The sequence below is a fragment of the Glycomyces sp. NPDC046736 genome, assembly GCF_040645615.1.
GTDB lineage: Bacteria > Actinomycetota > Actinomycetes > Mycobacteriales > Micromonosporaceae > Glycomyces.
Window position 1 is genome coordinate 126,284 of sequence record NZ_JBEYYO010000002.1, and the last position, 22,604, is coordinate 148,887.

General features: G+C 67.3%; 24 protein-coding genes and 2 tRNA genes. 17 read left to right on the forward strand and 9 right to left on the reverse strand.

Features of this window, described 5'->3' with window-relative positions:
- The first annotated feature begins 107 nt into the window (after positions 1 to 107).
- The 5 genes from AB0B28_RS02485 (at position 108) to AB0B28_RS02505 (ending at position 6,121) form a co-directional block, all read left to right on the forward strand.
- Complete coding sequence (locus AB0B28_RS02485; protein WP_360115236.1) at positions 108 to 1,490, forward strand: AI-2E family transporter; 1,383 nt, start codon at positions 108 to 110, stop codon at positions 1,488 to 1,490.
- A 101-nt stretch (positions 1,491 to 1,591) separates the two neighbouring features.
- Positions 1,592 to 3,448, forward strand: coding sequence for an ATP-dependent DNA helicase (locus tag AB0B28_RS02490; protein ID WP_360115902.1), 1,857 nt, complete (start codon positions 1,592 to 1,594; stop codon positions 3,446 to 3,448).
- 193 nt (positions 3,449 to 3,641) lie between these two features.
- On the forward strand, positions 3,642 to 4,271 hold the full coding sequence (locus AB0B28_RS02495) for a DUF47 family protein (protein ID WP_360115239.1): 630 nt from the start codon (positions 3,642 to 3,644) through the stop codon (positions 4,269 to 4,271).
- A gap of 2 nt (positions 4,272 to 4,273) precedes the next feature.
- Entirely contained in the window at positions 4,274 to 5,275 is a 1,002-nt protein-coding gene (locus AB0B28_RS02500) for an inorganic phosphate transporter (protein ID WP_360115242.1), read from the forward strand.
- A gap of 93 nt (positions 5,276 to 5,368) precedes the next feature.
- Positions 5,369 to 6,121: a hypothetical protein gene (locus AB0B28_RS02505; RefSeq protein WP_360115245.1), complete on the forward strand. Its 753-nt coding sequence runs from the start codon at positions 5,369 to 5,371 to the stop codon at positions 6,119 to 6,121.
- A gap of 204 nt (positions 6,122 to 6,325) precedes the next feature.
- Here the strand turns inward: AB0B28_RS02505 and mshD are convergent, their stop codons facing one another.
- The 3 genes from mshD to AB0B28_RS02520 all read right to left on the reverse strand — a co-directional run bounded on the left by mshD (position 6,326) and on the right by AB0B28_RS02520 (position 8,368).
- Positions 6,326 to 7,261 carry a mycothiol synthase gene (gene mshD, locus AB0B28_RS02510; protein ID WP_360115248.1) on the reverse strand — a complete coding sequence of 312 codons (936 nt, stop codon included), beginning with the start codon at positions 7,259 to 7,261 and terminating at the stop codon, positions 6,326 to 6,328.
- A gap of 134 nt (positions 7,262 to 7,395) precedes the next feature.
- A tRNA-Ser gene (locus AB0B28_RS02515) sits at positions 7,396 to 7,487 on the reverse strand.
- A gap of 47 nt (positions 7,488 to 7,534) precedes the next feature.
- Positions 7,535 to 8,368, reverse strand: coding sequence for a hypothetical protein (locus tag AB0B28_RS02520; RefSeq protein ID WP_360115251.1), 834 nt, complete (start codon positions 8,366 to 8,368; stop codon positions 7,535 to 7,537).
- A gap of 276 nt (positions 8,369 to 8,644) precedes the next feature.
- Between AB0B28_RS02520 and AB0B28_RS02525 the strand changes: the two genes are divergently transcribed.
- The 8 genes from AB0B28_RS02525 to AB0B28_RS02560 all read left to right on the forward strand — a co-directional run bounded on the left by AB0B28_RS02525 (position 8,645) and on the right by AB0B28_RS02560 (position 13,382).
- A complete protein-coding gene (locus tag AB0B28_RS02525) occupies positions 8,645 to 9,436 on the forward strand; it encodes a type II CAAX endopeptidase family protein (RefSeq protein ID WP_360115254.1) in 792 nt (263 codons plus the stop codon).
- A 73-nt stretch (positions 9,437 to 9,509) separates the two neighbouring features.
- A tRNA-Ser gene (locus AB0B28_RS02530) sits at positions 9,510 to 9,600 on the forward strand.
- A 216-nt stretch (positions 9,601 to 9,816) separates the two neighbouring features.
- Positions 9,817 to 10,131, forward strand: a complete 315-nt coding sequence (locus AB0B28_RS02535) for a type VII secretion target (RefSeq protein WP_360115257.1) — start codon at positions 9,817 to 9,819, stop codon at positions 10,129 to 10,131.
- A gap of 9 nt (positions 10,132 to 10,140) precedes the next feature.
- Positions 10,141 to 11,139, forward strand: a complete 999-nt coding sequence (locus AB0B28_RS02540) for a YwqJ-related putative deaminase (RefSeq protein ID WP_360115260.1) — start codon at positions 10,141 to 10,143, stop codon at positions 11,137 to 11,139.
- Positions 11,129 to 11,671, forward strand: a complete 543-nt coding sequence (locus AB0B28_RS02545; protein ID WP_360115263.1) for an SUKH-3 domain-containing protein — start codon at positions 11,129 to 11,131, stop codon at positions 11,669 to 11,671. The genes AB0B28_RS02540 and AB0B28_RS02545 overlap by 11 nt, the downstream gene beginning before the upstream one ends.
- The gene (locus tag AB0B28_RS02550) at positions 11,668 to 12,180 is read left to right on the forward strand and encodes a hypothetical protein (protein WP_360115266.1); all 513 of its coding nucleotides are present in this window, start codon (positions 11,668 to 11,670) and stop codon (positions 12,178 to 12,180) included. Before AB0B28_RS02545 ends, AB0B28_RS02550 begins: the two co-directional genes overlap by 4 nt.
- The gene (locus tag AB0B28_RS02555; RefSeq protein ID WP_360115268.1) at positions 12,177 to 12,473 is read left to right on the forward strand and encodes a hypothetical protein; all 297 of its coding nucleotides are present in this window, start codon (positions 12,177 to 12,179) and stop codon (positions 12,471 to 12,473) included. The genes AB0B28_RS02550 and AB0B28_RS02555 overlap by 4 nt, the downstream gene beginning before the upstream one ends.
- A gap of 90 nt (positions 12,474 to 12,563) precedes the next feature.
- Positions 12,564 to 13,382: an alpha/beta fold hydrolase gene (locus AB0B28_RS02560; RefSeq protein ID WP_360115271.1), complete on the forward strand. Its 819-nt coding sequence runs from the start codon at positions 12,564 to 12,566 to the stop codon at positions 13,380 to 13,382.
- 147 nt (positions 13,383 to 13,529) lie between these two features.
- On the opposite strand, the gene AB0B28_RS02565 is transcribed toward AB0B28_RS02560, so the two are convergent.
- On the reverse strand, positions 13,530 to 14,465 hold the full coding sequence (locus AB0B28_RS02565; RefSeq protein ID WP_360115274.1) for an AraC family transcriptional regulator: 936 nt from the start codon (positions 14,463 to 14,465) through the stop codon (positions 13,530 to 13,532).
- Positions 14,466 to 14,546: 81 nt separating this feature from the next.
- Between AB0B28_RS02565 and AB0B28_RS02570 the strand changes: the two genes are divergently transcribed.
- Positions 14,547 to 15,080: an anthrone oxygenase family protein gene (locus AB0B28_RS02570; protein WP_360115277.1), complete on the forward strand. Its 534-nt coding sequence runs from the start codon at positions 14,547 to 14,549 to the stop codon at positions 15,078 to 15,080.
- A 118-nt stretch (positions 15,081 to 15,198) separates the two neighbouring features.
- Positions 15,199 to 15,678, forward strand: coding sequence for a hypothetical protein (locus tag AB0B28_RS02575; RefSeq protein ID WP_360115280.1), 480 nt, complete (start codon positions 15,199 to 15,201; stop codon positions 15,676 to 15,678).
- Positions 15,679 to 15,688: 10 nt separating this feature from the next.
- On the opposite strand, the gene AB0B28_RS02580 is transcribed toward AB0B28_RS02575, so the two are convergent.
- The 5 genes from AB0B28_RS02580 to AB0B28_RS02600 all read right to left on the reverse strand — a co-directional run bounded on the left by AB0B28_RS02580 (position 15,689) and on the right by AB0B28_RS02600 (position 21,493).
- A complete protein-coding gene (locus tag AB0B28_RS02580; RefSeq protein ID WP_360115283.1) occupies positions 15,689 to 18,688 on the reverse strand; it encodes a caspase family protein in 3,000 nt (999 codons plus the stop codon).
- Between the two features lie 282 nt (positions 18,689 to 18,970).
- Positions 18,971 to 19,984 carry a hypothetical protein gene (locus AB0B28_RS02585; protein ID WP_360115286.1) on the reverse strand — a complete coding sequence of 338 codons (1,014 nt, stop codon included), beginning with the start codon at positions 19,982 to 19,984 and terminating at the stop codon, positions 18,971 to 18,973.
- A 9-nt stretch (positions 19,985 to 19,993) separates the two neighbouring features.
- Positions 19,994 to 20,695 (reverse strand): hypothetical protein, encoded by a 702-nt coding sequence (locus AB0B28_RS02590; protein WP_360115289.1) that lies wholly within the window; start codon positions 20,693 to 20,695, stop codon positions 19,994 to 19,996.
- A 10-nt stretch (positions 20,696 to 20,705) separates the two neighbouring features.
- Complete coding sequence (locus tag AB0B28_RS02595) at positions 20,706 to 21,026, reverse strand: type VII secretion target (RefSeq protein WP_360115292.1); 321 nt, start codon at positions 21,024 to 21,026, stop codon at positions 20,706 to 20,708.
- 5 nt (positions 21,027 to 21,031) lie between these two features.
- The gene (locus tag AB0B28_RS02600) at positions 21,032 to 21,493 is read right to left on the reverse strand and encodes a YbaB/EbfC family nucleoid-associated protein (RefSeq protein ID WP_360115295.1); all 462 of its coding nucleotides are present in this window, start codon (positions 21,491 to 21,493) and stop codon (positions 21,032 to 21,034) included.
- 267 nt (positions 21,494 to 21,760) lie between these two features.
- On the opposite strand from AB0B28_RS02600, the gene AB0B28_RS02605 reads away from it, so the two are divergent.
- Both AB0B28_RS02605 and AB0B28_RS02610 read left to right on the forward strand, forming a co-directional pair.
- Positions 21,761 to 22,141, forward strand: a complete 381-nt coding sequence (locus AB0B28_RS02605; RefSeq protein WP_360115298.1) for a MarR family transcriptional regulator — start codon at positions 21,761 to 21,763, stop codon at positions 22,139 to 22,141.
- Between the two features lie 109 nt (positions 22,142 to 22,250).
- Positions 22,251 to 22,574 carry a multidrug efflux SMR transporter gene (locus tag AB0B28_RS02610; protein ID WP_360115301.1) on the forward strand — a complete coding sequence of 108 codons (324 nt, stop codon included), beginning with the start codon at positions 22,251 to 22,253 and terminating at the stop codon, positions 22,572 to 22,574.
- The last annotated feature ends 30 nt before the right edge of the window (positions 22,575 to 22,604 follow it).

A 22,604-nucleotide genomic window follows, 5' to 3' on the forward strand; every position in this document is an offset into this window, starting at 1 on the left:
ACCGGTCTCGGTGGCGCCTGCTGGATGGGTCCTGTCGCCTCGAACCGGTACGGTACGTGTTGACGTTGCACCCACCTCCTTTCGGAGGAACCGTCCTTGGAGTTACCGTGAGCCGATTCCGCCGCACCACCGCACGTGCCCGACAACTCTGGATCGGCATGCGGCTCAACCCGGTCGCCGAGCGGGCGCTCGCGGCCCGGGTCACGATCGCCGAGGAGCCCCCGCCGCCGGTGGTGGACGACGCGGGCGGCGGCGGCCTACCCCCCGAACTCGACCAGTCCGGCGAAGGCGAAAACCCCGAACGGCGCTACGTCCCCACCGGGCTCGCGATCGGGGCGGCCTGGTCGTGGCGGATGCTCGTCATCGGCGCGGCCGTCGCGGTGGTCCTGTACCTGCTCAGCCAGATCACCATGGTCGTGATCCCGGTCGTGATCTCGTTCCTGCTCGCGGCCATGCTCCAGCCGATCGCGCGCTGGCTCATCGGCCACGGCTGGAACAAGTCCCTCGCCTCGATCGTGGTGCTCATCTCCGGCCTCGCGGTCGTCAGCGCGATCCTCACGTTCGTGGTGCAGCAGTTCATCGCGGGCATCCCCGACTTCTACGACTCGATCGTCAAGGGCCTCAAAGACGCCCAGACCTGGCTCGAATCCGGGCCCTACGGGCTCGACGGCGCGCAGATCGCCGAGTTCCTCGCGGGCATCCAAGGCAACATCACCACCTGGTACAGCGACAACCAGGAGACGATCGTCCAGACCGGACTCGACGTGGCCGGGTCGACCGCCTCGGGCCTGGGCAACTTCGTCACCGGCCTGTTCCTGGTCCTGTTCACCACCTACTTCTTCATCCGCGACGGCCGCCGCATCTGGACCTTCCTCACCGGCATGCTCCCCAGGCCCGCGACCGCGGCGATGCGCTACGCGGGCGGCGCGGGCTGGTCGACGCTCGTCCAGTACATGCGCACCGTGGTCGTCGTGGCGGCCGTGGACGCGATCTTCATCGGCCTGGGCCTGTGGCTGCTGGACATCCCGCTGTGGCTGCCGCTGACCACGCTGGTGTTCCTCGGCGCGTTCATCCCGATCATCGGCGCCACGGTCTCGGGCGCGGTCGCGGTCGTGGTCGCGCTGGTCGGCACCGAGAACGGCCTGATCAACGCGCTCATCGTGCTCGGCATCGTGCTGCTCGTCCAGCAGCTGGAGTCGAATCTGCTCCAGCCGTTCCTGATGAGCCGCGCCGTCAAGCTCCACCCGCTCGCGATCGTTCTCGCCGTGACCGCGGGCGGCTTCGCGTGGGGCATCATCGGCGCCCTGGTCGCCGTGCCGCTCCTGGCGATCGTCAACGGCACCGTCCGGGCCCTCAACCGCTTCCGCGCCGCCCGCCGCGAAGCCCAAGAACGGGGCCTCGACACCGAGGCCGCCACGGACGCCGCGGCCACCGAAGGCGGCACCGACGACCCGATCGACGCGGGTCGACAGGCGGCCAAGGAGCTGTGACCACCGCAACCACCACCACAGCCGCCGACACCGCGCTCGCGATCCTCGACGCCGCCGTCGCGGCCACCCCCGGCGGCCAGGCCCGCGAAGGCCAGCGCGACATGTGCCGGGCCGTGGCCGAATCCGTGCACTCGGGGAAGCACCTGCTCGTCCAGGCCGGGACCGGGACCGGGAAGTCCCTCGCGTACCTGTGCGCCGCGCTCGCCGCCGGCAAGCCCGTCGTGGTCTCGACCGCGACGCTCGCGTTGCAGCACCAGCTCGTCGCCGTCGACCTCCCGCGCCTGGTCGAGGCCGTCGCGCCGGTCCTGGGCCGCAAGCCGTCCTTCGCGCTGCTCAAGGGCCGCCACAACTACGCGTGCAAACGCAAACTCGCCGGTGAAGAAGACGAGGACGACGGCGCGCTCGAAGGCACCGAGCAGCTCAAATGGGCCGGGCAGCAGGCCAGCTTCGCCAAGCAGGTCCAGCGGCTCTTCGACTGGGCGAACGACACCGACACCGGCGACAGGGACGACCTCGACCCCGGCGTGTCCGACCGGGCCTGGAAGCAGGCCTCCACGACCTCCTCGGAGTGCCCGGGCGCGAAGGACTGCGCGCAAGGCCCCGACTGCTTCGCCGAGGCCGCCCGCGCCAAGGCCCACGAGGCCGACATCGTGGTCACCAACCACGCGCTCCTGTCGATCGACATGATGAACGAGCGCTCGGTCCTGCCCGAGCACGCCGTGCTCATCGTCGACGAGGCGCACGAACTGGTCGACCGCGTCACCAACGCCGCGCGCGCCGAACTGCACCCGGCCCGGCTGCGCTGGCTCGCGCAGCGCGGGCGGCGCCTGATCGACACCGACGTGGCCGACCAGATCCGCGAGGCCGCCGACGCGCTCGAAGGCGCGCTCACCGCCGCGGGGGAGCGCCGGTTCTCCGGCGAGCTGCCCGCGCCGCTGACCGAGGCGCTCAACCTGATCAACGGCGCGTGCGTCAAGGCCACCGTCCACTTGGGCTCGCTCGACGCCGAGACGAAGAAGCAGCTCTCGGCCCAGCAGCTCAAGGCTGGGCTGGCCGAGACGATCGAGACGGCCGGGCGCTGCGTCGGCCCGGCCGGGGACGACGTGATCTGGGCCGAACCGAACGGCCCGCAACTGGTGGCCGCGCCCTTGTCGGTCGGCGGCCTGCTCTCGGCGATGCTGTACGAGGACCGCACGGTCATCGCCGCTTCGGCCACGCTCACGCTCGGCGGGAAGTTCGACACGGTCGCGCGCGGCCTGGGCCTGCCCGCCGACGGGCACGGCTGGACCTCGCTCGATGTGGGCTCCCCGTTCGACTACCCCAAGCAGGGCATCCTCTACGTGGCCGCCTCGGTGCCGCGCCCGACCGCCTCGGGGCTCTCCGACGAGGCCGGGAAGGAACTGTTGCGCCTGGTCGAGGCCAGCCGGGGCGGGACGCTGGGACTGTTCTCCTCCAAGCGGGCCGCCGAGGCCGCGGCCGAACTGCTGCGGGCCAAGACCGACTACAGCATCCTCCTGCAAGGCGAGGAGACCCTCGGGAGCCTGGTCAAGCGTTTCAAGGAAGAGGACTCCACGTGCCTGCTCGGGGTCATGAGCCTGTGGCAGGGTGTCGACGTGCCGGGCATGACCTGCCGCCTGGTGGTCGTCGACCGCATCCCGTTCCCGCGCCCGACCGAGCCGCTGACGGCGGCCCGCTCGGAGGCCGCCGACGCGGCCGGACGCTCGGGCTTCGCCGAGGTCTCGGTCCCGGCCGCGGCGATCCGGCTCGCGCAGGGCGCCGGGCGGCTCATCCGCCGCACCACCGACCGCGGCGTGGTCGCGATCCTGGACTCGCGCCTGGAGACCAACCGGTCCTACGGGAAGTTCATGCGCGACTCGCTGCCGCCGTTCTGGTACACCACGAAGTCCGATTCGGTGGTGGGGGCGCTGGGACGTCTCGCGGACACCGCCACAAGATGAACAAAAGATGAACTTCAATAAAATCTTTGTATAACCCCAGCTTAGAGCGGTTTCGTGGAGTCTCACACAGGGGACTTCACAAGCTTGTCTCGTGTTCACCTGGATGTTAACTTCGCGGAGACGATTTCCAGCCGTCCCCTGGGCCGATCGGTACAGTGAGGACAGACAAAGCGACCGAAAGCAGGGGTGCCCAGTGCGGTTCTCACTGAAGCCTCAGGACGACGCGTTCTACGCCTTCTTCAACGAGGCGGCCGAGAACATCCGCCGCGGGGTGGGAATCCTGGCCGAACTGGGCGACGACAAGCCCGACTACCAGAAGATCTCCGAGCGCCTCGTCGATGTCGAGCACGACAACGACCAGCTGACGCACCGCCTGTTCAACAAGATCAACTCCACGTTCGTCACCCCGATGGACCGCACGGACATGTACCACCTGGCCGGCAAGCTCGACGACATCCTCGACCACATCGAGGCCGCCGCGAACCTGGTCTACCTCTACGGCCTCTCCGAGCTCCCGGTCCTGCCCCGCGAGATGATCGAGCAGATCACCGTCCTCTCGGCCCAGGCCGACCTGCTCGTGGAGTACATGCCCAAGCTCAAGGGCCTCAACTCCAGCATGAAGGAGTACTGGGTCGAGTGCAACCGCCTGGAGAACGACGGCGACCGCGCTTACCGCATGCTCCTGGTCCGCCTCTACTCCGGCGAGTACCCGGCCCTGACGGTCATGAAGCTCAAGGAGGTCGGCGACGAGCTCGAGGCCGCCTGCGACTCGTTCGAGTCGGTCTCCAACGTCGTCGAGTCGGTCTACGTCAAGGAATCCTGAACGTGGACAGTGTGTTCATCGCGGTCTCGATCTGTATCGCCGCGGCCCTCCTGTTCGGCTACACGAACGGGTTCCACGACTCGGCGAACGCCATCGCCACCTCGATCTCGACCCGGGCGCTGCGCCCGCGCGTCGCGCTCGGCATGGCCGCCATCGGCAACTTCATCGGCGCCCACCTCGGCGGCAAGGTCGCCGCGACCGTCGCGTCCGGCCTGGTCGAACTCCCCGGCGGCCTCGACGGCATCCTGATCGTCATCGCCGGCCTCCTCGGCGCGATCACCTGGAACTTCATCACCTGGTACTTCGGCCTGCCGACTTCGTCCTCGCACTCCCTGTTCGGCGGCATGGTCGGCGCGACCATCGCCGGCGGCGCGGTCGTGCTGTGGGGCGGCATCCTCGACAAGATCGTGCTGCCGACCCTGATCTCCCCGCTCGTGGGCTTCGCGCTCGGCTTCCTGTTCATGATCGCGGTGTACTGGCTGTTCAAGAAGGGCCGCCCCGACAAGCTCAACCGCGGCTTCCGCCACGCGCAGACCGCCTCGGCCGCGGCGATGTCCCTGGGCCACGGCATGCAGGACGCCGCGAAGGTCATGGGCATCATCGTGCTGGCGCTCAGCGTCGGCGGCTACTACGACCCGTCCGAGCCGATCCCCGAGTGGGTCTACCTCGCCAGCGCCGCCGTCATGGCCGCCGGCACCTACGCGGGCGGCTGGCGCATCATCAAGACGATGGGCCGCCGGATCATCGACCTGGGCCCGCCGCAGGGCTTCGCGGCCGAGACGGTCGCCAGCGCCGTGCTGTACGCGAACACGTTCCTGCTCGGCGCCCCGATCTCGACCACCCACACCATCACGTCCGCGATCATGGGCGTCGGCTCGACCGGCGGCAAGCGCGCGGTCCGGTGGGGTGTGGCCCGCTCGATCGTGATCGCGTGGATCATCACGTTCCCGATCGCGGCCCTGGTGGGCGCGCTGTTCTACCTGCCGATCCAGTTCCTCGGCTGACGCGATCGTGAGTACGGCCCGGCTCCGGCCGGGCCGTCTCCGTTTCGGCCGTTGCGGCCAGTACCTGGGGTTGCGTGGGCTAGCGTGAATGGCATGTCCATTCAGCGCTACGGGAAGTGGGACTTTCGAGCGGTCGACTCCGAGTCGGCCGCTCGCGCACTCACCCGACTCAAGGAGCAGGGCGCTCCGGCCGAGCCCGAGCGCGCCGCCGCCGTCGTCCTCCTACGCGAGGCGCCCTTGCGGGTGTTCTTGCTGCGCCACGCCGCGAAGGAGCCGTTCGGGCTCCCATCGGTCGGCCGGGCCGACCAGCCCGCGATCACCGTCCGCGAGCGCTGGGCGCACCTCGACATCGACGGCTACCAGACCAGCGGCCCCAAGGGCGCCCGCTACGGCTTCCCCGGCGGGCGGCACAAGCCCGACGACCCCGACGTGGCGATGACCGGCGTGCGCGCGGTCGAGGAGGAGACCGGGGCGCTCGTGGCGTTGCAGCGGGCCTGGGCGCGTTGGGTGACACCGGAGTTCGAGCCGGTGCGGTTCGACTCGTGGATCTACGTGGCCACGCTCGCCGAGGGCTTCCAGCCGCGAATCCGGGTTCGCGAACCGGAGTACGCGACCTGGATCGGCCCCGAGCAGGCCGTGTGCCAGTACGGCGGCCAGATGTCGATGCCCGAGGCCACCACGCTCGCCGAGCTCTCCCGCTACTCGACGGTCGGCGAGGTCTTCGCCGCCGCCGAGCAGCGGGACATGTCGCCGATCCTCCCGCGGGTCGATTTCGAGGGGGCGGGCGCGCGCCTGGTCATGCCCGGCGAAGAGGGCTACCCGGCGGACGCGTTCGCCGCGGCCTGAGCCGTCCGCGAGTCGTGTTCGCATTGCAGGGTTGTCGGACCTTCCAGGGATCATTGATTCGGGGGCAGTCGAGTTTCGACACGCCCGACCGCAGGGGCCGACCCCCGCGCTCGGGAGTGTCGCGAAGCAAGCGCCCCCGATGCAAATGATCGCGCGAGCCACCGACACTCCGCCGCCCGGTCTTGCGTCCCTCGGTCTTGCGCCTCACCCGAGCGGCTTCGACCACTGCACGTCGGTTCGCACGATCGCGAAACCCTGCGAGCGGTAGAGCTCGACGGCCTTCGTGTTCGACTCGTCCGCATACAGGTCGACCTGCTGGATGCCGTGCGCCGCAAGGTGGGCCAGGCCCGCCAGCGTGAGCGTCTTGCCCAGGCCCGTGCCCTGCGCCCGGGGATCGACGCCGAGCACGTACACCTCGCCCACCCCTTCCTCCACTTTGGTCCAATGGAAGCCGAGCAGGCCCTCCTCGTCCTCGGCCACGAGCAGCCCGTCGGGGTCGAACCAGACCTCCTCCTGGCGCGCGCGCAGGTCCTCAGCGGTCCAGCGGCCCTGCTCGGGATGGTCGGCGAACGCCGCCGCGTTGACCCGCAGCCACTCCGCCTCGTCGACGCCGGTCCTGAACGGCCGCAGGCGAACACCGTCTGCCAGCGTCGCGGCCGCACCGTCCCCGGTCGGCCAGTTGCGTCCGATGCCCTCCGGCCACGCCGAAGGCCACGCGAAGCCCTCCAAGTCCCGCGAGAACTGGAACAGCGCGCGCGAGCGAGCGAACCCGTTCGCGGTCGCGAACCCTTGCGCGGCGGGCAGGTCGCCGTGCGACCACACCCGCAACTGCGTGATATCCGACTCAAGCCAGTCCAGAATCGAACCGAGCAGCCGCTTCCCGACGCCGCGTCGGCGATGGGCCGGATCGACCGCCAATTCCGCTTCGGCACCGCCTTCGACGACCTGCGCGCCCGCGTACGCGATCACTCCATCGCCAAGGCCCACAACGAAATGGCGCCTGCGCTTGTCGGGGTTGCGGGAGAGCCCGAGAGTGGTCTCCTCGTTGAACGGCGCTATCCCGTCGGCCTCTTCGCAACGACGCGCCATCGTAACGATTCTGTGAATATCCCGACCCGGAAGTGAAGCATGTTGCACCATGGGGTTACCCTAATCGTGGACTCAGCACCGTGCCGGGGTGCTGAGTCCTTTTTCATGCCCGCACCTCCCGCCGAATCCGGGGCGGGGCAGGTGAACAGCGGGCGAACCGGCCGCTCGATGCGCGACCGCCGCGATGGCGGAGAGGGTGGGATTCGAACCCACGGTGAGCTTTGACACCCACGGCGGTTTTCAAGACCGCTGCACTAGTCCACTATGCGACCCCTCCAGGGCCCGTGAAGGCAAACGCCAATCTACCAAACGACCACGCGTGCGCTAGTGCTGCTCGGGGCGGACGCAGCAGGTGGAGCAGGTGCGGCCGCCTTCGATCGTCAACGCCAGGCAGCAGGTGCGGCGCTGGTAGACCAGGCGGCCCTCCTCGTCGGTGGCGATGTCCACGAGGTGGCTCACGTCGAAGGCGTCCAGCAGGGTCTTGGCGATCACGTCGGCCGGTTCGGGCACGACCTGCGCGGTCGAGGCCACCGCGTACGCCAGGCCCGAGGCGATCGAGCCCATCATGGTGCGGCGGCCGACCCGGACCCGGGCGAGGAACGCGTCCAGGACCGGCCCCAGGTGGGCCTCGAACACGTTGGCGCGCATGCGGTCGAGCAGGTCGCCCTCGTTCGCGCAGACCTCGGCGTCGGGGTGGCCCGCGCACGGGTCGTGCGGCAGGACCAGGAACTTGCGGCGGACCTGGCGCACCGAGAACATCGGCACCCCAGGAGGCTGCGCCTCATAAGACACCGTAAAAACAGTGTTCGCCGCGTCCATCACCGGGACGCGCCGCGCGGCCACGTAGCCGAGCACCGCGGGGGCTAGCGTCCAATAGCAGTAGGTCTTCCACGCCAGAGCGGCGTTCGCGTGCGGGGAACCGCCCCACAGCGCCGCGGCGGCGGTCATGAGCTCCTCGACGCGCTCGCCGGCGGCCAGTTCGGCGGCCGGGAAGTCGACACCGGCGACGGCCTCGCCGTCGATCCAGTGGCGCAGACCCGCGAGAGGATGGGGACCGACCTGGTGATCGATCCGATCGGCCACGGCGCGCAACGCGTCCAGCGGCTCGGGAAGCAACGCGAGTCCCGAGCGGCGTTCGATCGCGGTCGCGCTCGGCATCAGCGCGCCCCCGCAGTCGTGGGCCGCATAGGGTACCCCTCTCAGGTAAGGACTGGCTAACCTTACCTGATTCTTTCGAGCGATTGTCAATAAGCCGACAGCCGCCACGCGGGCACTGAGCGTAGGAGAGCGAGGTGCTGTGAAGGTGAGCGTCGCCGAGTGGGATGAGGTTCACAGCACCTCGCCTCGCCTGATGATCATGCCCCTGACAAGGGTCGACGCGTCGCACACGCGGTGCGACCATCGCCTTCGCAGGGCTCTGGCACTCTGGTGCGCATGTCGAACCCCACTGCGTCGAGCAGCCCCGAGGCCCTAGTCCTCGCCCCGCGCGTGATCCGCCGCGAGATCTGGATCGTGCTCGCGCTCTCGCTCGGCGCTTCGGCGATCTGGTCGATCGTCAGCATCCTCGGCACGCTCACCGAACCGGGCGGCCTGGCCGACTCGGTGCAGTCGATGAACACGGCCAAGGCCGAGGCCGAGCGGCCCTGGTACGACCTCGCTCGGCAGCTGGTGAGCCTCGCGCTCGCGATGGCCCCGGTCGCTCTGGTGCTGCACCTGCTGAGCCTCGACCGCGGCGATCCGTTCCGCCGCATCGGCCTCGACCTGCGCCGCCCGGGCTTCGACCTGCTCGGCGGGGCGGCTCTGGCCGCTTGCATCGGCATCCCGGGGCTCGGGCTGTACCTCGCGGCCCGCGAGCTCGGCGTCAACGCGACGATCGCGGCCGCGAACCTCAACGACGTGTGGTGGGCCGTCCCGATCCTGGTCCTCGCCGCGCTCAAGAACTCGATCCTCGAAGAGGTCATCGGGGTGGGCTATCTCATCACGCGGCTCCAGCAGCTGGCGTGGAAACCGGTGCCGATCGTCGTCACCCACGCGCTCCTGCGCGGGACGTACCACCTCTACCAGGGCTTCGGCGGGTTCATCGGCAACGCGGTCATGGGCGCGGTGTTCGCCCTGTGCTTCCTCAAGTGGAAGCGCACCGGCCCGCTCGTGGTCGCCCACCTGCTCCTCGACATCGTCGCGTTCGTCGGCTACCTCCTCGTCGCACCCCACGTGAGCTGGCTCTGAACCACACCAACCCCCTTGGCCCTGCGCCGCGCCTACCGGTATGCTCGATGCTCGTACGTCTCGTGCGGCTCTTGGAGGATTCGCATAGTGGCCTAGTGCGCCCGCCTGCTAAGCGGGTTTCGGGTGATACCCGATCATGGGTTCAAATCCCATATCCTCCGCCACGAAGTGGAGGTCCGAAAGCAGGGCCTCCGCCACGCAGCCCCGCTGAACCTGGTTCGGCGGGGCTTCTCGCTTTCCTCCGCTTTTCCTTGTACCCCAGTGCAAGCGTGAGAACGGTACGATGGCGAGCGCTTTACAAATTCATGAGAAGGAGGCGTTCTGTTGCCTACCAGCACCTCTGGGCACGCGTCCCGCCCCACCCCGGCCGGAGCACACCGGTGAGCGAGATCAGGGTCGATCCCGACGAACTGCACGCCGGTGCGACGAAGACCAAGGCCACCGCACCGAAGATGACCGCGATGACCTCCGCGCTCAACCGGGGGGCGGGGCAGGCCGATCGGGCGAATCGCGGGTACCTCACCGGTGAGGCCTCGCAGCAGTACGCCGAGCGGTTCGACGAGGCCATGACCTCGATCAAGGACAGCGTCGAGACGCAGACCGATCTGATCAAAGACGCCGCCGACGCATGGTCCGAAGCCGACGAGGCGGTCGCCAAGGACCTCAAGGACATCGCATCGAACCTGGAACGATAGGACCCCGGCATGCCGACATTCCAGCAGGCGATCGACTCCAAGCCCGGTAAGTTCGAGGACTTCGGAGGCGACCTCACCGACGCCGCGGACAAGGTCAAGAGCGCCCGCCGCGCCTACACCAAGCAGATCGACAACTTCAGAGGCTCCGACCAGAGCGTCAGATGGAAAGGCGACGACTCCGAGGCCCTGATGCGGCAAGTCGACCGACTCGCCTTGACAGCGAACACCAACCGAGTCATGACCGAGGCCGCGGGAAACGCGCTGAAGGTCCTGGGCACGACCATGAAGGCGACCGCGGAAGCGCTCGACAAGGCCGAGGACACCGCCGACAAGGCCGGATTCCGAGTCCTGCCCGCGCCGTTCGTCATGCCCGGGCCGAGGCACTACCAGCAGGCGTCGCAGGCCGGAGTCGCCGCACCGGGGATCATCGCCGCGTACTGGAGCATCGCGGGCGTCTACACCTCGGCGCTCTGGGCGGGCATGACCGCCCTCCAGACCCAGGACGCGGGCGCCGCCGCGCAGCTGCAAGGCTTCGCGATGTCGCTCGGCACGACCGACGTCCTCTCGCTCGACACCCCGATCGGCGCCTATGTGCCGACCACCGTGCCGCAGAACCCGAGCGACCTCGCAAGGAGCGCGGTCGACTCCTACTGCGAGCAGCAGGACCTGCCCCGAACCGAGGTCGACCCGCGCACGACCGCCGCGATGGTCGACCCCAACGGCAACATCACCTACGGCCCCAGCGTCCGCCACCAGCGGATCAACGACCCGGCCGTCCAAGCCGCGCTCGACAACATCAACCCTGACGATCGGTCGCGGTCCCACGGGTTCTGCGCGGAGATCGGGGCGCTCAACGCGGCCCAGCCCAGCGTCAACGACGTTCGAGGGAGCACCATCGCCACCATGAAGAATCGCGGACCTGCCTCATCCGAGCACCGCACCGCCCACCCGCCTTGCGCCTCCTGCTCTCAGGTGCTCGACCATTTCGGAGTGACCTATGCCGACTAGCTTCGCGCCCCTGTGGGAGAACCAGTACGTGCGCGCCGCATTGCAGATGTCGGGGTGGAGTCCGGAGCGGCGGGTCGACCCGAGCGCCGCGATCGACAAGCTCGTTGACGCCGGCTTCACCAGCAATCCGCACGCCTTCGAGATCCTCCAGAGCTTCCACCGGATCAGGATCGACCGCGAGGAGCCGAAGGTGCCCGGCGCCAAGTTCGGGCGGGCCCGCGTCGCCTTCCGGCCCGAAGGCGACGCCGTCGACTTCGTCGAACTCGTCTCCGGTATCGAACGGGACCTGGGAACGACGCTCTTCCCGATCGCCGACACCGACGACGGACTCGGCTTGCTTCTGGTCGCCGACGACGGCCAGGTCTACAACTCCGGGCAAGGCCAGTTGTTCAGGGAGGGCGTCGACTTCAACGAAGCGCTCATTCGCATGATCACCAGGTTCGACTTCCCGGACTTCCTCGGAGGCTCATTGCCTCCCTGGTGGATCACCAAAGGCCTGGCCAAACCCAAACCGATTGAAGGCAAGCGATGACCGACCACGATGACGACGAGTACTACGACGACCCCTACGAGGACCGGTACCTGCCCGGCGGCTCCCCGGAGGACGCCGCCGCCATCGCCGCGCGGTGGCAGCCACCGACCGACAGCAGCCATGCCGAGAAGCTCGCGTTCATGCGTGAAGCAGCGGAGACACTGCCGCCGCATATGCGGGACGCCGCCATCGCCCAGATCGAGGCCCTGCCCACCGCCGAGGAAATCGACGCGATGAACGCGCAGGCGAGTGCCCTGCAAGAAGCGACCGCGGGACTCGCCGACCGGCGGTACGACGGCTGGGACCAGGCGAGGTCGACACGTTTCACCATCGGATTCGACGGCGAACCGGTGGAACTGGAGTTCACCCAGGTCGCAGTGGCCGCGCGCAGTGCCCAGGCGCTGTCGGCCGCGCTCGTCGAATCCTGGAACGCCGCCGTCGCGAACCGAGACGAAGCCGCAGTCGAGATCAATCGCGAAGTCGCCCGCATCACCGGAGAGAGCCGATGACCGAGTTGGAACGACGGTACCGAGAGTCGATGAACCAGGTCGAGCAGGCCCAGGCGGTCATCGCCGCCGAACACGGCAGGACGTTCGAACGCGTCTCGGAATCGGGCCTGTGCCGCGTGATCGTCGGCCTCGACGGCAACCTGCGCGACGTGATCTTCTTCCGCAACGACGTCTTCGGCATCGAGGAGTCCTCGATCGTGGCCCAGGAGCTCCTGGCGACCATCAAGGCCGCGAGGGCTGACGCGTTCGCCGAAGCCGGGCAGATCGTCGAGCGTTTCGCGCCACCCGAATGAGACGGCACCTCAAGGGCCCCGATGACTTTCGGGCTTGCGGCTCGTCTGGATGAGTGCGGCCCCTGGGCCGCCTGATCGGAGGAGTGGTTCATGGACGTCAAGCTCGGGGTCGAGCACTTCGGTGACTCGGCAGCGCCTTTGGTGCTGCTCGTGGGCGGGGTGACGATACTGTCGTGGCCCGATTCGCTCTGCCGGGCCCTGGCCGACGGGGGACGGCACGTCGTGCGCTTCGACCTGCGCGACGCCGGTGCGTCGACGACCGTCGACCCCGATGCGCCCGCGTACACGCTGCGCGACCTGGCCGCCGACGCCGCCGCGCTCGCCCGGGAACTCACCGACCAGCCTGCACACCTGGCGGGCATCGGGGTCGGGGGCATGGTCGCCCAGGTCGCCGCGCTCGACCACCCGGAGGCGTTCTCGGCTCTCACCCTCGTCGGAACCCGTTCCGTCGCACCGGGTCCGGTCGATGAGGACCTGCCCGACCACGACGCCGCGACCATGAATCGGCAGTTCGCGCTCCCGATGCCCGACTGGTCCGACCGGGAGGCCGTGGCCCGGTTCGCCGCCGCCGACGCGGAGATCCTCGGCGACGACCCGGACGAGGAGCGCACGAGAGCCGAACGCGTCTTCGACCGCGCCGCGAGCACGCAACCGGCCGTCCAGATGGCCAACCACCTGGGCATGGTCTTCGCCAGACTCGACTGCCAACCCCGCTGGCGGGAACGCCTGCCCGAGCTCGCGCTGCCGACCCTGGTGGTACACGGGCGTCACGACCGGTTCTTCCCCGTCGGCAACGGCGAAGCGCTCGCACGCGAGATTCCCGGCGCTCGGCTGCTCGTGCTCGACGCCGCCACCGCGCTCCCCGAAGCCGCCGCCGACGAGGTCGCCGCGGCCATGCTCGCGCTTTAGGGCGTGTTCGGGAACCCCCGACGGCCGCTATCGGGCCCGTTCGCCCGCTCGCTTCGTTGTCGGCCTTCCCGATACAACAGCGGTATCGGGAAGGCCTTCGGCCTCCCGAGCGAACGAATGGACTCCGATACCGACTCGCCGCGAGCCCTAAGCGGCCTGCTTGCGGTAGGCGAGCGGGCTGTCGCCGTAGTGGCGCTTGAAGGCCGTGCTGAAGGTGAACTGGTCGCGGTAGCCGACCTCGGCCGCGACGCGGAAGACCGGCGCGTCGTCGCGGCGGAGCCGGTCGGCGGCCAGGGCCAGGCGCCACGAGGTCAGATAGGACATCGGAGGTTCGCCCACGACGGTGGTGAACCGCCGGGCGAACCCGGCCCGCGACAGACCGACCCGCCGAGCCAAGGACGCGACGGTCCACGGCTCGGCGGTCTCGTCGTGCATGAGGGCCAGGGCCGCCGCGATGACGGGGTCCGCGCCCGCGCCGAGCCAGCCCGGAGGCCGCTGCGCGGGGGAGTCGACCCAGTGGCGGATCGCGGTGACCGTGAGGCCGTCGAGGAGCCGGTCCAGCAGGCTGGCCTGGCCGACGCCCTCGCTCTGGATCTCCTCGGCGAGCACCGCGATGAGCCCGGTGCGGTGGTCGGACCCGTGCACATGGACCGTGGACGGCAGGACGCGCAGCAGCCGCGCCCCGGCCTCGCCCACGTCCGGATAGGTGCCCACGAGCATCGTGTCGCGGCCCTGCGCGGCGTTGCCCCAAGTTCGAACCCCTTGCCGCATAGGAAGTTCCAGGCTCGCCCCGGTGGGCGTCTCGCACCGGCCCCCGGGCCGGATGACCGCCTGCGGCGGCCGGTCGGGCTCGTCGGCGAACAGGTACGGGTCGGGCCTGGCGATGAGCAGCAGGTCGCCCGGGACCAGCCGGACCGGATCGCCTTCGTCAGGCACGTAGCAGGCCGAACCAGACGTCACGGCCACGACCGTCAGCGGCGCCTCGTCCTCGATCCGCACCGACCACGGCGGCGACATCGTCACCCGCAGCAGGAACGCGCCCTGCGCGCGCGGGGCGTCGAGGAGCGCGGTGATCGGGTCCATCCCACCGATGGTAGACGAATTCAAATGAAATCGCGCTTACGTGCCATGGATGATCGCACCCTGACGGGCTTTGATGAGAACATGACAACCGCACCGAACACCCTCACCCGCCCGACCCACCCGCTGCGAACCGCGACCCTGCTGCTCGCCACGATCACGACCGGGCTGACCGCCGGCGTCTACACCGACTGGTCGAACACGATCATGCCCGGCCTCAGCGAGGTCGACGACCGCACGTTCGTCGCGGCGTTCCAGGCGCTCGACGCGGCCATCATGAACCCGCTGTTCCTCGGCGTGGAGTTCACCGGCTCGCTGCTGCTCATCGCACTCGCGCTGATCCTCCACCTGCGCTCGGGGCAGCGCGCCGTGCTGGTGTGGCTGTCGGTGGCGCTGGCGGCCTACCTCGTGTCGGTCGTGATCACGATGGGCGTCAACGAACCGCTCAACCAAGAGCTGCGCTCGATGACCGACCTCAACTCAGACGCCGACTTCACCACAGCCCGAGCCCTACTCGACGAAGCCCGCTGGACCGCCTGGAACACCATACGAGCCCTGGCAACCCTGACCGCCTTCGCCAGCCTCGCCTGGTCCCTGCTCCTCCACCACCGCCGATGACAGGAGAGAATAAGACTGCCAAGCCGAGTGCCACCCCTCCAATACCGCACCCCGAGCAGCGACAGCGGTCGCCTTACCGATTGGATGTGTCCGAATTCCCTCAATCATCCCAATTCTCATGTTCCTGCTTGCGGCATCAGGATCGGCTGTCCTCACCTTCCATATCTTGCCGCTTCATTGGCGAGGGCAATACAGGGAAGGGGATTCGGAGTTGGCATTGATGTATCCGTACAGCGAAGAGTTCCAATCGGGGATTCGGAGGCTGCTGCCACTGATAACTGTTTCGGCATGGTGTGGAACGTATACGGCTATCGGGATCTGCGCCGAAGTGGTTTTCGGAGTCAGCGATGATGTTCTGAAGTTCGTGTATGTACCTGTCGTTTGCGTCGTGTTCGTGATACTCATTCTCGCGCACTTGATCATCTACCGAAATATCCCGAAGTTCTTGGTGGCTCCTATTTACCGAGCTGACTTGGGAGTTGTCGAGGTGCGGCGAATGAAGGGCACGTTGTGGAAGGGTCGAGTCCGAAGTTTTGTGGTTTTGGTAGGTGTACTCACTGTGCTCGTGGGAGTCGCCTTCATTACTGAAGCCTTTTGAGCGCAGTTGTTCAGGCAGTTGGGTTTTCGGTACGGGAGGCTTCTGCCACTGTTAGTAGGGCCAGGGTTTTGTTGTGGCCGTTCGGGAGTGATGTGGCGATGCTTTCGGCTCGGGCGGGGGAGGTTTGGCTGAGTTTCTTGACGAGATCGGAACGTGCCCGTATGCGCTGGTTCTCGTTTTGTATCAGTAGAAGCATTCGCTCGGCTCGTCGGGGGTCGAGGTCCGCCATGGCCAGGATTGCTTTTTTGACGTGCAAGTCGTAGTGCGACCATTCTGAGGGGATCTTCTGCGCGAGCTCTTCGGAGCGCCGCGGGGCCACGGTCGCCCAGGCGATCATGAGGTCGGCGAGGTCCCCTGACCGATAGTCTTTATAGCTGTCTTCGATCGCGTCGGCGTGCCGCTCCGCGGAAGTGAAGAGCCTCGCAGCTTTCGACGTGTCGAATGCCGCATATGCTTCACCGACCAAGCGCGTCACCTCTGCCTTGGTCATCTCGTCATCCGGAAGTTCGTCGAGGAGCCGTTCGGCCTCGGACAGAAGGCTGAGGGCGCGTTTCGAAGAGTGGAGGCATCTCGCTACGGTTGCGAAAGCGATGATTTTCTTGTCGAGGTCGGAGTTTCCTCGGGGAATCTGCCTCGCCAGCGCCTCCGCCGCTTCAGGATCGCTCGGCACGAGCGCAAGTGCGGCGGTGCTGAGCGCGTCGCCGCGGTGGTGCGGCCCTTCGATGCCGCGTGCGACCTCGGCCGCGGCGGCGGGTGAGTCGGGTGCGAGGGCCTCGACGACATTTCCGAGTACGGAGAATCGGTCGAAGTCGTTCTGCAATCGGGAGGCGAGCTTGATCGCCCGATGGGGATCGACCTTGGCGACTCCTATGTAGATGGATGCAATCTGGTCGTCGAGGTCGCCACTCGCTGGGAGTCCGGCGATGAGCGCATCGATCCGCTCCGGTGCGGTCTTGGCGACAACGGCTGCGACGTATTGGAGCGTCACACTGATGCTGGATTCCTGGTACATACTGTTGATGATGCGGAGTGCGTCGTTGACGCTGAAGGCTGCGTAGGCAGTTGCAACGCGTGACTTGGCTCGATCGCGGGCCTTCTGGTCCGAGATCGCGACGGCCGTGCGCTCGGCCAGTGCCGCCATCCTCCTTGCTGCCTCGATGTCGACCGGCGCTGCACGCAGGCAGGTGTCCTCAATGCTGTGCAGCATGCTGTCGTGCTCGGTGAGCAGGAGCAGCCGTTCAGCGATTTTCGGCAGTGTTCCCGCCAGCTCCTCTGCATAGTGCCTGAGCGTCCAGACGGTGTCATCGTCGTCCTCGGCCGAAAGGAGTTCGGCTTCATGGAGCAGCAGTTCGTGAAGAGCGGAGTCGGCAGGGTCCGACTCCTGCAATTGAGACAGCAACGCTTCTATGAGGTCGTCGTCATTGGAATCTGCGTGCATCCGCCGGTTCGCGACCCTGAGCATTCGGTAGGAGTACGACGGGTCCTTTCGGTGGACCGCGGCGGCAGCGGCTACGAGGTCGGACAATGAGGCGTAGGCGAAGGCGGAGTACGGGAGCAGATCCCCGTCTTGAACGAGGAACTCAAGGGCGACACCGGGAATCAGCGGAGCGAGCCGGACCCCGACTTCGGCCAACGCCAAAGGCTTGGTCTCCACCGGCGTCTTCCGGGCCGCTTCACGAAGCCTCGCGAGGAGCACTGGATACCACAGTTCCTTGTCTGTAAACGCGGCCCGCATTGCCAACAACAGTGATGGAGGAAACTGCTCGGGGTCGACCTTGGCCGCGAACCTCGTGTCATTGGCGGCCAGTAGCGCCAAGATCAGCGTGGTCAAGCCGCGGAGGCTGAATCGGTCGCCGTCCATTTCCTTGGTTTCGTCCGCCGCACCTCGCAGCAGCGTCGACGCCATGTTGACCCGGCCGTCGCCGAGGCCGCGAACTGCGGCAATCCTGGCGGTGATGCTGAATGGCCATGTTGTGAGCAGGGAGTATTTGCGAGAGATGCGGTCACTGCCGAGGACGGCGATGCCTTGAACGAATCCCTCGACCGCCGCCTCCTTGATCTCGTTCGGCGGCATGCCGTTCAGGGCCTGGGTGCACCAGTGCTCGTCCAGGACTCCGGCCCGTCGGAAGAATTCGAAGACCGTGATTGGTGCCTGGTCGGCATCCTCTTCCAACGCTGACTCCAGCGCGCAACGGAGCAGATTAGTGGTCTGGTCCCTCGCGGGAGGTAGCACGAGCTCGCTCGGAGCGAGGTTCGGGATCGGCTGAGGGGTAACGGATCGCCGGATCGCCACCTCATCTTCGGTTCGTACCTCTGCCGGTCCCGCATCACGACGGGCCAGGACAATCGAGCCTTCGCCGTCGAAGCGGAACTGGGGTCGCGCGGTTCCCGTGAGGCCGAGGGTGCGTTCTATGTAGTGGTACAGCTGCTGGGCCGTCAAGTGGCCGTTGGCTTCTGCTCTACGCAGGCCCTCGACGAACGCGGTGGTGAAAGGGCTGGGACTGTCAGGGCGCGCTTCGTCCGTCGCGAGCTGGTCGGCGCCGGCGCTCGTCATCACGCAGCGGCCGCGGCCGGTGGCGGTGATGGCGACCTCGCCTCGGAATGCGCCGCTGTGGCAGGAGTCGATGACGGTGACGATGGACGCGGCGGGGGACTGTTCGATGAGGGCTTCGATGTCGGCGGTGTATCTGAGCGAGGTCGAGTAGAGGCGACTCGTCTGCGAGTCGAGGGCGCACAGGTGCAGCCTGCCGTTGAGGTCGAGTTTGCCGTGGCCGCTGTAGTACAGCAGGAGGGTGTCGTCACGAGTGACGTCGTCGAGGAAGAAGCGGTCGAGGTGCTCGCGGAGTTCTTGGACGGGGCGATCGAGGAGCGGGTGGATGTCGTCGGGTTCGAAGAGGCCGACGACGGGATCGGTGAGCGCTTCATAGAGCGCGGCGACATCGGCCCCAGGGCCCCTCAACCTCGGGAGGCCTGCCGGGTCGCGGAGGTAGAGGGCGTTGCCGATCAACATGGCTCGATGTCGGTTTGGGGCCATCAGCGGATCTCCAGGGGCGCATGGTGTTTGAAACCTGTCGGATATCCGACTCAAAAGGACACGCCAAGCACAGGTGAGTCGATCTTCTCACAAAGTGAGTACTCTATCGAAACTCCGTGAGCATGACGGATCCCGATGAGAGCCTCCCCGCCTCCACTCATGGAACTCGCGCGGATACTCGTATCGGAGCGGATCCGACCCCGTCGCCAGCGCCCGCGATGATCGTCATCGACGGCCGCCGCGCCACGTGCGCCCGCCCTAGTCCGGTTCCGGTCGGTCGCTGTATTCCCGTTTGGGGCCGGGCTGGGTACCTTCTTGTCTGGGGGCTTCACTGTCGGTCGGTGACAGTCCGGACTGCCCGGGGCTCCGCCCGTCGATCGGCACGCTCCCGCCGTCGCCGTCTCCGTAGATGTACCGCGGATTGTCCGGTCCGGTGCCTTGGAACCCCTCCCCCGGCGTCCGCACTTCCCCATGGGAGCTGAGGTCGAACTGCGGCGACGCCTGCGCCGAGACGGGAGCACCGAGGTCGCCGACGGACTGGCCGACTGCTCCAGCGATCCTCAGCATCCCCTGGTCACCGGTGAGTTCGGCACCCGCGATCAGGAACGCGAGGCCGATCTCGCCTGCGCGCTGTCTCAAGGAACCGGACGAACCGGACGTTCCGGAACCTACCTCGACCTCCGCCTTCCGCTGGGCGGCCCAGGCCTCGACCGCCTCATGAGCGTCCACGCGTCCGGAGAGTTCCTCCGCCTCAGCGAGCACGCGGTCCACTTCCGCCTTCAGCTCGGGAGTCCCCGTTCTCAACTCGTCGAACTCGGGGTTGCGAAGGATCTGCTCGGCGAGCGGATTCGGCTTGCCTGTCAGCATCGATTGCAAGCCACCGCGGAGATTGGCGATGGTCTGCTGGAACGGACTGAGCGGCTTCACCCCGAGCTGGTCGGCCATCTGCTGCGTGGTGAGCTGGTTGCCTTCGCCTCTACCCATGGCAGCTGCGTTGATGGCATCCCTGACCCTGCCTTGACCAGCAGTCACATTGTCCACAGTCGATACAGAAGCACCGTTAGCGCCACCGGACCGTCCGTCCCCGTCGTTCGACGGTGTGTACAGGTCGGCGTCGGGATCGCCGTCGAGTACGTTCACTTTCATGCCGTCGACATCGATTGTGGTGGTGGGAACGATCGTTCCGCCGTCAACGAAGTCGAATCCGCCCCCCGAATTGGGAGAGAGGTCGACGGTGAGGTCCGGTGATAGATCCGGTGAGAAACGTGCCATTTTCGCGCCTTAGAAGTCGATGAGTTTCGCGAGATTCTGGATGCTCGAAAGCAGGAGCATCACATAGGACATGATCGTGCCGACCCATTCGACTACCGCCCCGATGATGCCCGCGGCGACCACTGGAATGGTGACGACCAGCGCCGCTTCGATCGCCCACACGATCACCTTCGCGACGAGGTCGGCGATGATCTCTCTGACGACCTCGCGCACGATCTCGACCAGGCCTCCGGCCCCCTCGGTCGCCGATGCCATCGCCAAAGCGATCGCCCCCAGGCCGCCGATCGCGTCCACGTTGTTGGTCATCTTCTCCTGGTAGGCCTCGGAGGCGTCCCCGGTCCACTCGGACAGGTCATTTCCCAGGCGGCCGTTGAGGTCCTCGGCGATCGAGAACAATTCCGCCGCCATGTTCCGCCAGGTGGTCGCATGGGAGGCGACCACGTCGACCTTGCCGGTCAGCCAGTCGAGGATCTCCCGCAGCGGTTCGAAGAACTCGATGGCCCAGCCCAGACCGTTCGACAGCAGCGCGCTGAACGGATCCAGCGCCGCCCCGGCCCCTTCGAGCACCAGACCCAGACCAGCGAGGGCGTCGTCGACCCAGCCCTCACTCTCGATGGCTATGATCAGGCCTTCGATGCTGTCGGCGATACCTGAACCGGTCCAAGGCTTCCGGGTCGACTCGACCTCGGCGATCAATGATGTGTCAGACATGTCTCCGCCCTCATTCCCACAGTCGGCTTTGGAGTTCGTCGAACGCGGAACCGTTCTGGCCGTCGGTGTCCTCGTAGTCGTCTGCACTGGCGCGCAAGGCTTCAGCGGCGCTCGTCAGGTTCGCGGCGACCATGCCGATCAGCTCGTCTTGGGTCTGGTGGCGCCCCTCGAGGATCGTGGAGATCCATCCGCAGAAGAACCCGTACGCTTCCTCGTCCTGTTCGATGTGCTGGCTCGCGGTCAAGACCGCTGCGAAACGGCCCTCGATCTCCAGAAGGTGCGAGGCGTGGGTTCGCAACTGCTCGGGTTCGACGGAGTAGCCCTGCCCCATCCCGGTCACCGCCGCTCGGAATCGTCGGACGGCATGAGCTGGTCGCGCACTCGTTCGGCGATCGCCCGACCTGCCGCGGACTCGGTGCCGAGCGTCGAGGCCACGATCTGCCCGGCCTCATCGGCGAGCTGCCGCTTCGCGTCCTTGAGCGTCTCCATGACGATCTGCGAGAGGTCCTCGACCCGCACCTGCTTGATGCGCTGGCTGAACTCGATGCGCATGAGGCCGCCACTGGAATCGACGGTCACTTCGACCAGGTGGTTCGGGTCGTTCACCGTCATGCGGAGTTCCCGCATCCGCTCGCTCAGTGCCTCGGCGTTGGCGGAGAGCTGATCCGCCCGCCCCTTCCACGCGGCGAGGCGTTCCTTCGCGTCTTCCACGTCGAGTATCCGGTTGTCCATGTCGCGCTTCCTCATTCCGGGCGTGCAGACCAGCGCGACGATGCCGCGCGGAGCCGTCGCGTCCAACGCTCGGAACTGTAGGCGGTGGATCTTGTCATTCGCTTGCCATCGGGTTCTCATGGCGTGCGCGGGGCCGCGCCTGCCCCCTCGGCGGACGTACGTGAGGTGTTTTCGCTGGTGGGTGGGGTTTGGTGGGGGTGGGGTTGACACCGGGGATTGTTGTGTTAAGTTATTTGCATGCACATGCAGAGAGATGGAGCGGGAGAGAATCCCGGGGGTCTCAGTGGGTCTTGGGCGGCCATCGCGGCCTTCGCTTCGGCGGTGGACGCGGGGTTGGACAAGTGGCTGGCTGAGCGGTATCGGATCGGGTTGACCGATTATCGGGCGCTGACGTTGGTGGCGCGGGCTCCGGAGAAGGAGCTTCGGGTCAATGACCTGGCGCATCGGGTGGGGCTGAACCAGAGTTCGGCTACGCGGCTGGTGAGTCGGTTGGAGGGCAAGGGTTTCGCGAAGCGGGATCTGTGCGAAAAGGACGGCCGCGGCGTGTACGCGGTCATCACCGAGCAGGGCGAGGCGCTCGTCCGCGAGGTTCGCGAGCCGTACGAGGACCGGGTCCGCGAGCTGATCGAGGCCGCGGCGCAAGATCTGCCGCAGCTCGACGCCAAGGGGCTCGCCCGAGCGTTGACCGAGGTCGGCACCCTCATCGCCTCCTGATCTCCCGCAAGACCCCACCCCGGCACGCACAGGACCTTGGGTCCCGTCTGCCTTCACAAAACATGTATGTACAAGCACTTAAGTAAGCATTCTCGAAAGGACACCTCCCATGAGCTGGCTCTTCCTCGCCATCGCCGTCATCTTCGAAGTCGCCGTCGGCATCGCCGCGGGCAAAGCGCAAGGCTTCACCAAGCCGTGGTGGACCGCCGCGACCCTGGTCAGCGGCGCGATCGCCACCTTCTTCCTCAGCCTCGCGCTCCTCACCTTCGACGTCGGCGTCGGCTACGCCCTCTGGACCTCGCTTGCCGGGGTCGGGATCGTGGTCATCGGCGCGCTCTTCCTCTCCGAGCGCCTCACCTGGCGCAAGTTCGTGGGCATCGCGGTCGTCATCATCGGCGTCGTGGGCCTCAACCTCGCCGGCGGCGGGCACTAGAAGCCCGCCCCACCTCGACTTCTCCTCACC